The sequence below is a fragment of the Endozoicomonas sp. SESOKO2 genome, assembly GCF_024606245.1.
Taxonomy (GTDB): domain Bacteria; phylum Pseudomonadota; class Gammaproteobacteria; order Pseudomonadales; family Endozoicomonadaceae; genus Endozoicomonas_A.
Genome location: NZ_JAHHPQ010000556.1, coordinates 1 through 9324, shown reverse-complemented (window position 1 = coordinate 9324; position 9324 = coordinate 1). Strand labels below are relative to the sequence as shown.

The following is a 9324-nucleotide window of genomic DNA, read 5'->3' as shown; positions in this document are numbered from 1 at the left end:
ACATTATATTAACCCCAAAACGCCGCCGGAAACGCAATAAGGTATCCATCTGCCTATTCAGCCTGAAAATCAAACGGGAGAATCGATATCGACAAAAGTATGTTCAATAGCCTGCTTTTCTTGCAACCATTCGCCCAGAGCCCTGACACCGTAGCGCTCAGTAGCGTGGTGTCCGGCGCTGATGTAGTGAATGCCATTTTCACGGGCAAAATGAACCGTCGATTCGGAGATTTCACCGCTCACAAAAGCATCTACCTTCAGATCCAGAGCCAGATCAATCATGCGCTGGGCAGCACCAGTACACCAGGCCAGAGTTTTGATCTCATGGTCACCGCCCGAAATCAGCAGAGGTTTACGACCCAGCTTTTCTTCAATCTGCTCCCCCAGAGCTTCCAGAGAAACGGGAGCCACAGGTGCTCCCCAGTTACCTACAGAGCGATTTTTTCCCGGCTCCATGCCACCCTCTGTCTTCCAGCAAAGGAGTTTGGCTAACTGGGCATTGTTACCCAACTCCTGATGCCCATCCAGCGGCAGGTGATAGCTGATTAAGCTGATGTTGTGCTTGAGAAGCGTTTCAATCCGGCGCTTCTTCATACCTACAATGGCAGAATCTTCCCCCTTCCAGAAGTAACCGTGATGAACCAAAATAGCGTTGGCGTTGAGTTCAATGGCCCTATCAATCAAGTCCTGACAGGCGGTTACACCGGTCACAAGATGTTTAACCTGATCGCTCCCTTCGACCTGTAGGCCGTTGGGGCAATAATCTTTGAACAGCCCTGGCTGAAGTTCATCATCCAGGATCTTCACCAGCTGTTTCAGGGTGATGCTCATTCTCCACTCCACTGTTTATTGAATCTGAGAGCCTTTGACGCCATGTTTATCGACCCGCTTTGCACAAGTTTCGGGGCTATCTATCAGCCAAGAAATACAGGTATATTAAGGAATTATACTGCTGGCTTGCAGGTTTCAAGAATTTTTATTTACAGCAACGAAAGCCCCGGCCCACAATCACTGACAAGTACATCATGAAAAAACTTCTCAACCAGCTCATCTACCCCGCCCTGTCAGGCCTGATTGTGGCCTTGCTGGCGATATTGTTTGCTCCGAACTGGCTGGGCCTGCCCCAACTGAATTTCAATAATGTGCTCAACAGGAGTGAACAACTCTTGGGCATTGGCGAGATTTCCTATAGCTCGGCAGTCAAGATAGCAGCACCTGCAGTGGTCAACATTGCTACCGCCACATTGGTCGATGAATCCAGCCGCTCGAGAATGCCCAAGAGCCCCTTCACAGAAAATAATCTTGGCAGAGCCAAGGTAGAAACCAGCCTTGGCTCCGGAGTCATCATCAGCCCTGACGGCTACTTGCTGACCAACAATCACGTTATCGAAGGCGCCGACCGAATTGTGGCTGTACTGAAAGATGGTAGGGAAGAATCTGCAGCGATTGTCGGCAGGGACCCGGAGACGGACCTTGCGGTACTGAAAATAGATCTAAACGATTTACCCAGCCTGAATCTTGTTGACTCTGGTCAAAACGAAGTGGGGGACGTCGTTCTGGCGATTGGTAACCCCTTTGGACTGGGGCAAACAGTCACCATGGGGATCATCAGTGCAACTGGCAGGAATGACCTCAGCCTCAATACTTATGAAGATTTTATTCAGACCGATGCCGCCATCAACGTGGGTAACTCAGGAGGGGCTCTGATCAGCGCCCGTGGTGAACTGCTGGGCATTAACACGCTGTTGTTTTCCAGAGGTGGAGGTAATGAAGGCGTTGGCTTTGCTATTCCCTCCAGCATGGCTCGATTTGTCACTCAGTCCATCATCAAGTACGGTCGGGTTGTGCGGGGTTGGCTAGGCATAGAATCACAACCGCTTACCAGCCGGTTGGCAGAAGCTTACGGTGTCGAAAGCAATGCCGGCATTTTGATTTCAGGTGTCTACGACAATGGTCCTGCAGATATGGCCGGTCTGAAACGCGGAGACATTCTGATAGCCATCAATAACATCAATACCAGCGATGGCAGGAAAGTCATGAATATGGTGGCCCAGGAACCACCGGGGAGTGAAGTGACCTTGCAGATTCTGCGTAATAACCAACCTCTTGAAATGAAAGCGGTTGTCGCTACACGACCCAACATGGTCAACTGATTGAGGATTATCCTATAAATATCAGCAAAATCATGGTACCGATAACACCGGCAAAAAAGGTACCCACATAAGCCACACCCGACCAAAGCCATTCATCATAATTGGTATGGTAACGTTTCAATATTTCCGGGGTTACAGGCTGGAGTCTGGTCAGATCATCCAACAGCATATGGTTGAACTGCCTGCCACCAATACTCTCAAAGCGATCCTGCTTTGTCACTTCCACCTCGACGATCAAAGCCTGCTTTTTATAACCACTGCCTAGCTTATAATGGCTCCAAACCAGCTTGCCATCTGTTTTTTTCCGAAGATTTATTCCGAAATGAGCAATATGGGTCAGATGTTCCAGAGGAAGAAACTGTTCCACAAAAGCATCGTGATAATAGACACAGTCCGAATGGCATGATGTGGAAAACCAAAGCCACTTTTCATAATCATTCTGTTCAACCGTCACACACACTTTTGTTCCAGATGAGTGACAAACGGCTTCTGTTTTGGAAGACCCCAGAGCCCAACCATTGAGACACATTAAAATCAGATATAAACCCACAAACAATGCCCCCCGAACTATCCTGCACATGCTTGCCTCTATTTATTCAGCTGAGAGTGACAAACATAGCAGGTGCCAAGCTTATCTGATCATTTTCCAGTTATATCGTCAGTGCCTGTTTTGCTGCACGATTCAACAGAAAGAGGAGCCCACCGACGGACACAACAATCAGCAGCATTACCAACCAGCTTGACTCCGGCACTGATAACTCGCCATTCATCAGTGAAATAATGTCGTGAGCTTTGATGCCCAACCAGATGGAAAAAAGTGTTCTGGGAAGCATGCCAAAAAAACCACCCAGCAGGAAAACCGAAAACGAAATATTCAGTGCGGGCATTAAAAGGTTCATTAATGCAAAAGGCAGAACGGGCGAAAGCCTGATCAGAAACATCAGGCTCCAACCACTGGCATTCAGGGTTTCCAGTGTTTTTTTGACCCGTGGGTTGTTTTGAATGGATTGCATCAGGTGTCCACCATCCAGGAGTACACCTACCCAGTAGCCCATTGCTGAAGCCAACAAATAGGCTGGCAACATATAGAGGATGGCATCCCAGCCCAGAAAAAAACCTGCTAGCATTGCAACAAAAGTACTGGGAGTCAGAGCCAGAGCCATGGTCGCAGCACTCAATAGAAAGAAAGGGAACCATTGCCCAATACTTAGATCGGATAGATCAGTCTGGTACCGGATTAACACCGAGGCCGCCCAGGAACTGAATAGCAATGGTACAGTGCTGAGGATAACCGCTCCGATAACAGACTTTTTGCTTACCCCGAGAATGAATGAAAATGACATACCAAGAGTCGATGCTTCATTTCTTGATACGATATTCCGCTGAACGGGCGTGAGCTGTCAGAAATTCTCCTCGCGCCAGCACAGAGGCTACTTTACCCATTTCTGAAGCCCCTTCGGATGAAAAATGAATCAGAGAAGATCGCTTCTGGAAATCATAAACCCCCAGCGGGGAGGAAAAACGCGCAGTACCGGAGGTAGGCAATACATGATTCGGACCGGCACAATAATCACCCAAGGCTTCGGCTGTGTAACGACCCATAAAAATAGCACCGGCATGACGGATATCAGACAACAGAGCCTGAGGATTTTCTACTGATAACTCGAGGTGTTCAGGAGCGATTCGGTTGGTGACGTCACAGGCGGCTTTCATATTCGGAACATGGATCATAATGCCTCTGTTGTTCAGCGATTCTGCAATAATCTTCTTACGCTCCATGTCGGGCAGCAATCGACGCATACTTGCTATAACCTGATCAAGAAAAAACTGATCCGGAGACACCAGAATCGCCTGAGCGTCTTCGTCGTGCTCAGCCTGAGAAAACAGATCCATAGCAATCCAGTCCGGATCTGTACGACCATCGCAGACTATCATAATTTCAGATGGACCTGCGATCATATCGATACCTACCTGACCAAACACTTCACGCTTAGCGGTGGCAACATAGATATTGCCAGGGCCAACGATCTTGTCCACGCCGGGAACGGTTTCAGTACCATAGGCAAGAGCGGCTACAGCCTGGGCCCCACCTATGGTAAACACTTTCTTGACGCCAGCAACAGCGGCAGCGGCAAGCACCATGTCATTGACGACACCATCCGGTGTGGGCACCACCATAACAATTTCTTTTACGCCAGCAACATGAGCCGGGATGGCATTCATCATAACGCATGAAGGGTAGGCAGCCTTGCCTCCCGGCACATAAAGACCTACACGATCCATAGGCAACACTTGTTGCCCAAGCAGGGTTCCATCCTCTTCTTCGTAAGTCCAGGAAGATTGCATTTGACGCTCGTGATAGCTTCTGATTCTTTTAGCAGCAACTTCCAGAGCCTTTCTCTGTTCCTGCGGGATGGTTTCCAGTGCCTTCTGTAGCTGCTCTTCCCCCAGAGTAAGATCCGCCATACCAGAAACGGAAAGGCGATCAAATCGATGGGTAAACTCTACCAGAGCCTCATCACCACGGGAGCGCACTTCGGCAATGATATGCTTAACACGATGCTGAACCTCTTCATCAGAGACACTTTCCCAGGCCAGCAGCCGATCCAGCTGCTCATTGAAATCCTGATTTTCGTAGCTCAGTTGTACAGGATTTACCGTCATCGTATTACTCCGTCACTCTTTTTTACCATGAACTTTTTACCACGAAAGCTGCCATGAAAACCCTTTTATCCGGGATTGAGGCAAAAAACGTTCATCAGTCATGGCTGTTAATAGGTTTGTGCGTCTACTGCAGCTCTCAACTGCTGAATCAGTGCATTAATGGCTTCAAACTTCACTTTCATGGAAGCTCTGTTTACAACCAGTCTGGAGGATACGTGAGTGATCAATTCTTTTGGCTCCAGCCCGTTGGCCCTCAGAGTATTACCGGTATCAACGACATCAATAATGGTATCTGCCAGACCCACCAGCGGTGCCAGCTCCGTAGACCCGTAAAGTTTGATTACATCAGCCTGACGCCCCTGAGAGGCGTAGTAGCGTCTGGCGACATTCACAAACTTGGTCGCTACTTTGACCCGACCGGTTGTCGGCTCTTCATGCCCTTTTTTACCCGCAGTCATCAGCTTGCATTGGGCAATCTGCAAGTCCAAAGGCTCATAAAGCTCTGTCGATCCATGTTCCAGTAACACATCTTTTCCCGCCACCCCCACATCAGCAGCACCGTACTCAACATAAGTGGGTACGTCACTGGCTCTGACAATCAAAAGGTTGACGTCTGGATGAGTGGTAGAAATAATCAGCTTCCTGCTCTTGGCAGGGTCTTCAGCTAACTCAATACCCGCCTCCTTAAGCAGTGGCAGCGTATCTTTAAGTATGCGCCCTTTGGAAAGCGCTATTGTGATCTGGCTAGACATCTGGGACAGGCTTCCTTCGCGTTAAGTGGGGTAGTTTACACCAAACAGAACATGACGTGAGTGTTAGACTGCCGTACCGACAGGGAGTTTTTATACTTTTATGAGAGAAAAAGATTCAGAACTGATCTAACAAGATCAGGGGATAGCTGGAAGCTTCCCCTGACACATGACCGCCATAAGTTTTTCGGGTTCAGGAGACTATCAGGCAGGTACCCGCTGAATTTTCGCACCGAGCTGCTGAAGCTTCTCTTCAATACATTCGTAACCACGATCAATGTGATAGATGCGCTCAACAACCGTGTCACCTTCAGCGATCAGACCCGCGATGACCAGACTGGCTGACGCCCTCAGATCTGTCGCCATAACAGGAGCCGCCTTCAGAGAATCAACCCCTTTGATCACAACCGTGTTGCCTTCTACTTTCACGTCAGCGCCCATTCGCTTCATTTCCTGAACATGCATGAAGCGGTTTTCGAAGACGGTCTCTGTAATACTACCGACGCCTTCAGAAATCAGGTTCAAGGCCGTAAACTGTGCCTGAATATCTGTAGGCATGGCAGGATAGGGAGCCGTCTTGAGATCAATCGCTGCGGGACGTTTACCCATCATGTCCAGCTCAATCCAATCTTCGCCCCATTCCACGCAGGCTCCGGCTTCACGTAACTTGATCAGAATCGCATCCAGCAGATCAGGCTGAGTATCCTTAAGGCGAACTCTGCCACCGGTTGCAGCGGCAGCGATCAGATAAGTACCGGTTTCGATACGATCGGGCAGAACTGAATAAGTACATCCGTTCAGACGCTCAACGCCCTGAACACGGATAACATCGGTACCAGCACCTTCAATCCTGGCACCCATGGTCATCAGGCATTCCGCCAGATCAACCACTTCCGGCTCACGGGCAGCATTCTCAATAATGGTTTCACCGTCTGCCAGACAGGCTGCCATAAGAATGTTTTCAGTTCCGGTGACGGTGACGGTATCCATAAAGATACGGGCACCTTTCAGACGGTCCTTGATGCTGGCCTTGATGTAACCGTCTTCAACCACAATGTCAGCCCCCATAGCCTGAAGGCCACGAATGTGAAGATCAACCGGGCGACTGCCGATGGCACAGCCACCAGGCAGAGAGACTTCAGCACGACCGAACCGGGCCAACAGAGGCCCCAAAACCAGAATGGAAGCCCGCATGGTTTTTACCAGTTCATAGGGAGCTCTTAGCTGTTTGATGGTACTGGCATGAACTTCAACGTTCATACGCTCATCGACCATCAGATCAATACCCATACAGCCAAACAGCTCAAACATGGTAGTGATATCGTGCAAGTGAGGAAGGTTACAGACGGTAACCGGGTCATCCGCCAGCAGGGTGGCTGCCAGAATAGGCAGCGCAGAATTCTTGGCACCGGAGATACGAATTTCGCCATCCAGACGCGTACCACCAGTGATAATCAGTTTATCCATCATAGTTTCACCTGTGATCTGCTGGTTAGGTCTGACGCTGAGCTTCGGAAGGTGTCTGGGTGGTCATGGTCACCGCATGAATGGCACCACTGGCGATCAGTTCATTCAGGTGTTTGTATACCATCTGCTGACGTTTAACGGGCAGGGCCCCTTCAAACTGGTCACTGATAACGGTGAGTCGAAAGTCACATCCTTCCCCTTCTACCAGAACCTTTGACCCCGGGATACTCTCTTCCAGCAGCGCCTTAACTTCGGTGGCTTGCATGCATTCACCTCTCAAAACAGGCATGAGCCGGATAAAAGCCGTCTCACGCCTCAAAAGCATAAACACAAAAACACCACCCAACAGCGGTATTTCCATGAAAAAATCCAACAGCCATTCAACAAGCCTGTGCTCGCCGTACATGCTTGCGGGCAAATCGATGAATCATATCGGACATTGACTGCACTGACCAGTCCCAAAGGGGACTGGCAGCCAAAAGACTGCAATTACGTTCAATCAGGAAGTGGGGCAAGTACTTTCCTGCAAAATGGGTGCTATTCCACAGACCTTGGCCAGGGCAGCAAGCTCCTCCGGCATATCAGAGAGGCAGAGATGCCCGCCCTTACTCTGAGCCAGCCTGATCCAGGACAGACAGACAGAAAGGGTTGAGCTATCTCCTTTTAGCAGTTCTCCAAGACTGACTCTCAGGACACCTCCGGGAGCTATGTCCTCTTCCAACAGTCTACGTCCCTCACTCTCCACTTCGACAGCATTATCAACATTGACAATCCCGCGAAGTGAAAACTGCCCTGGCGCCAATCGTTCAAGCTGCATAATTTGAATTCCTGAATGCTCACAGTAAAAAATTGACCAGACTACTTGTTAATGTTCCCGTCTGTTGAAGCCGACATGATGGCAGCCCAGTGCTCTACCACGTAAGGCACTTTCTTGTGCTTTTTCATAGCATCGGCAAACTGGCTCTGGAACTGCTTGGCAATGTTGATGCCTTCAATAGACACGTTTCGCAGCTTCCAGCGACCATCAACGTGTACCATTGAGTAAAAGATCTCGACCGTGTTGGTGCTGGTGCGAACCTTCATCTTGACGGGGACACGACTGGTTTGGCCTTCCTGATATTTTTTCAGCAGCTCGGGAGAAGTTTTATCCACACTGTCGATAATCAGGCTAGTGTCGTCCAGAGACAATAGCGCCTTGCCATAGAAACGGATCAGACTGTCTCTGAATGCCGATTCAAACTTATCAACCTGATCAGGGCTGCGGTGAGCAAATTTGCCCATGACATAGCGGGCTACCTGATCAAATGCCACTACCGGAGATAAAAGTCGATTGACTTCCCTGAAAAAACCTTCAGGGTCTTTCTGGTAACGCTCCTTATTCTTATTGAAGGTATCCAGCAGCTCGGAAGTAATCCTCTTGACTTCCTCTTCCGGTGGCTGCAAAACAGGTGCAGCATAAGACATTCCCGCCGCCATCAGGCAGACCAGCCCCACCATGAATTGTTGAACAGTCTTTACCATTTTCATCATTGATTCTATCTTCCTTTGCAGGCTTTCTAAATTGAATTTAATAGCCTTTTAAGCTCTGGCAAATTTTGTTCGATGGTTCGACAAACCAGTTCTATATCCAGAGTTCCATAAGCATGAGCAGCCCTGTTACGCATTTGCCCTGCACCTCGAAGCGATGACCGAAGAGCTGGAGCGGGCTCAAACCCGGGAATTTTCATGACTTTGCCAGCTTCTTCCCCAATAATGACCATGCGCACCATTACGACATCCTGTAACTGTCTATCTGCCTTGAACCGGGCCAATGTGCAACTGCCAGATTACGCTCAATACATTCAATGCTTTCCAGCATTTTCTCCACTGGATATCTCACTTCCTTGACCATAATTCACAACACCCTAATGTCCTGCTCTATTTGCTTTCTATAGGGTTCATAAATAGATTCACGAGCGACTACATCAACAGGAATATTCAACAGATCTTTCAAGTCGCATTCGATATTACCAATATCAAAAAGTGTTGTCTGGTCAGTGGATTCTACCAGAATGTCAATATCATTCCCCTCATCGATATAGCCATTTCGAGCCAGAGACCCAAACACTCCTGGATTAGAGCAATGGTAACTTTCAACTATACGTATGATACTCACGCGATACTCACGCAATTCATTCATGGTAAGCTTTGGCATTCTGCTCTCCTGAATTCTCCTTCCTGTTTACTGATACCTGCTATCTAGCAGCCTGTCGGACTTAAGGCTGTCCTACTGCGGTTGCAATAAATTGGTC

The 9324-nt window shown here is 48.8% G+C and carries 12 protein-coding genes; 1 reads left to right on the top strand and 11 read right to left on the bottom strand.

The genetic code is table 11. The features are described 5' to 3' along the window. Positions 1-69 precede the first annotated feature (69 nt). A complete protein-coding gene (locus tag KDK17_RS13555; RefSeq protein ID WP_306670844.1) occupies positions 70-831 on the bottom strand; it encodes a Nif3-like dinuclear metal center hexameric protein in 762 nt (253 codons plus the stop codon). Positions 832-1025: 194 nt separating this feature from the next. Between KDK17_RS13555 and KDK17_RS13550 the strand changes: the two genes are divergently transcribed. After that, on the top strand, positions 1026-2153 hold the full coding sequence (locus KDK17_RS13550) for a S1C family serine protease (protein WP_257282096.1): 1128 nt from the start codon (positions 1026-1028) through the stop codon (positions 2151-2153). Positions 2154-2160: 7 nt separating this feature from the next. On the opposite strand, the gene KDK17_RS13545 is transcribed toward KDK17_RS13550, so the two are convergent. From KDK17_RS13545 to KDK17_RS13500, 10 genes are all read right to left on the bottom strand, one after another. After that, positions 2161-2733, bottom strand: a complete 573-nt coding sequence (locus KDK17_RS13545) for a hypothetical protein (RefSeq protein ID WP_257253077.1) — start codon at positions 2731-2733, stop codon at positions 2161-2163. 70 nt (positions 2734-2803) lie between these two features. Further along, positions 2804-3496 (bottom strand): TVP38/TMEM64 family protein, encoded by a 693-nt coding sequence (locus KDK17_RS13540; protein WP_257288274.1) that lies wholly within the window; start codon positions 3494-3496, stop codon positions 2804-2806. Positions 3497-3512: 16 nt separating this feature from the next. Next, positions 3513-4817, bottom strand: a complete 1305-nt coding sequence (gene hisD / locus KDK17_RS13535) for a histidinol dehydrogenase (RefSeq protein WP_257253075.1) — start codon at positions 4815-4817, stop codon at positions 3513-3515. A gap of 107 nt (positions 4818-4924) precedes the next feature. Next, the gene (gene hisG, locus KDK17_RS13530; RefSeq protein ID WP_257288273.1) at positions 4925-5569 is read right to left on the bottom strand and encodes an ATP phosphoribosyltransferase; all 645 of its coding nucleotides are present in this window, start codon (positions 5567-5569) and stop codon (positions 4925-4927) included. 201 nt (positions 5570-5770) lie between these two features. Further along, positions 5771-7033 carry a UDP-N-acetylglucosamine 1-carboxyvinyltransferase gene (gene murA, locus KDK17_RS13525; protein ID WP_257253102.1) on the bottom strand — a complete coding sequence of 421 codons (1263 nt, stop codon included), beginning with the start codon at positions 7031-7033 and terminating at the stop codon, positions 5771-5773. Positions 7034-7058: 25 nt separating this feature from the next. Beyond that, positions 7059-7451, bottom strand: a complete 393-nt coding sequence (locus KDK17_RS19605) for a BolA family protein (RefSeq protein WP_373691593.1) — start codon at positions 7449-7451, stop codon at positions 7059-7061. Positions 7452-7532: 81 nt separating this feature from the next. Continuing rightward, a complete protein-coding gene (locus KDK17_RS13515; RefSeq protein WP_257253072.1) occupies positions 7533-7850 on the bottom strand; it encodes a lipid asymmetry maintenance protein MlaB in 318 nt (105 codons plus the stop codon). 41 nt (positions 7851-7891) lie between these two features. Next, positions 7892-8563, bottom strand: a complete 672-nt coding sequence (locus tag KDK17_RS13510) for a phospholipid-binding protein MlaC (protein WP_257253070.1) — start codon at positions 8561-8563, stop codon at positions 7892-7894. 26 nt (positions 8564-8589) lie between these two features. Then, positions 8590-8844: a DUF86 domain-containing protein gene (locus tag KDK17_RS13505; protein WP_257253069.1), complete on the bottom strand. Its 255-nt coding sequence runs from the start codon at positions 8842-8844 to the stop codon at positions 8590-8592. A gap of 83 nt (positions 8845-8927) precedes the next feature. Continuing rightward, positions 8928-9227 (bottom strand): nucleotidyltransferase family protein, encoded by a 300-nt coding sequence (locus tag KDK17_RS13500; protein ID WP_257253067.1) that lies wholly within the window; start codon positions 9225-9227, stop codon positions 8928-8930. Positions 9228-9324: the final 97 nt, after the last annotated feature.

Excerpts from the sequence above, each read along its gene's own strand:
- KDK17_RS13555 (WP_306670844.1), bottom strand. The coding sequence starts at position 831 with ATGAGCATCACCCTGAAACAGCTGGTGAAGATCCTGGATGATGAACTT.
- KDK17_RS13550 (WP_257282096.1), top strand. The coding sequence starts at position 1,026 with ATGAAAAAACTTCTCAACCAGCTCATCTACCCCGCCCTGTCAGGCCTG.
- KDK17_RS13545 (WP_257253077.1), bottom strand. The coding sequence starts at position 2,733 with ATGTGCAGGATAGTTCGGGGGGCATTGTTTGTGGGTTTATATCTGATT.
- KDK17_RS13540 (WP_257288274.1), bottom strand. The coding sequence starts at position 3,496 with ATGTCATTTTCATTCATTCTCGGGGTAAGCAAAAAGTCTGTTATCGGA.
- hisD (WP_257253075.1), bottom strand. The coding sequence starts at position 4,817 with ATGACGGTAAATCCTGTACAACTGAGCTACGAAAATCAGGATTTCAAT.
- hisG (WP_257288273.1), bottom strand. The coding sequence starts at position 5,569 with ATGTCTAGCCAGATCACAATAGCGCTTTCCAAAGGGCGCATACTTAAA.
- murA (WP_257253102.1), bottom strand. The coding sequence starts at position 7,033 with ATGGATAAACTGATTATCACTGGTGGTACGCGTCTGGATGGCGAAATT.
- KDK17_RS13515 (WP_257253072.1), bottom strand. The coding sequence starts at position 7,850 with ATGCAGCTTGAACGATTGGCGCCAGGGCAGTTTTCACTTCGCGGGATT.
- KDK17_RS13510 (WP_257253070.1), bottom strand. The coding sequence starts at position 8,563 with ATGATGAAAATGGTAAAGACTGTTCAACAATTCATGGTGGGGCTGGTC.
- KDK17_RS13500 (WP_257253067.1), bottom strand. The coding sequence starts at position 9,227 with ATGCCAAAGCTTACCATGAATGAATTGCGTGAGTATCGCGTGAGTATC.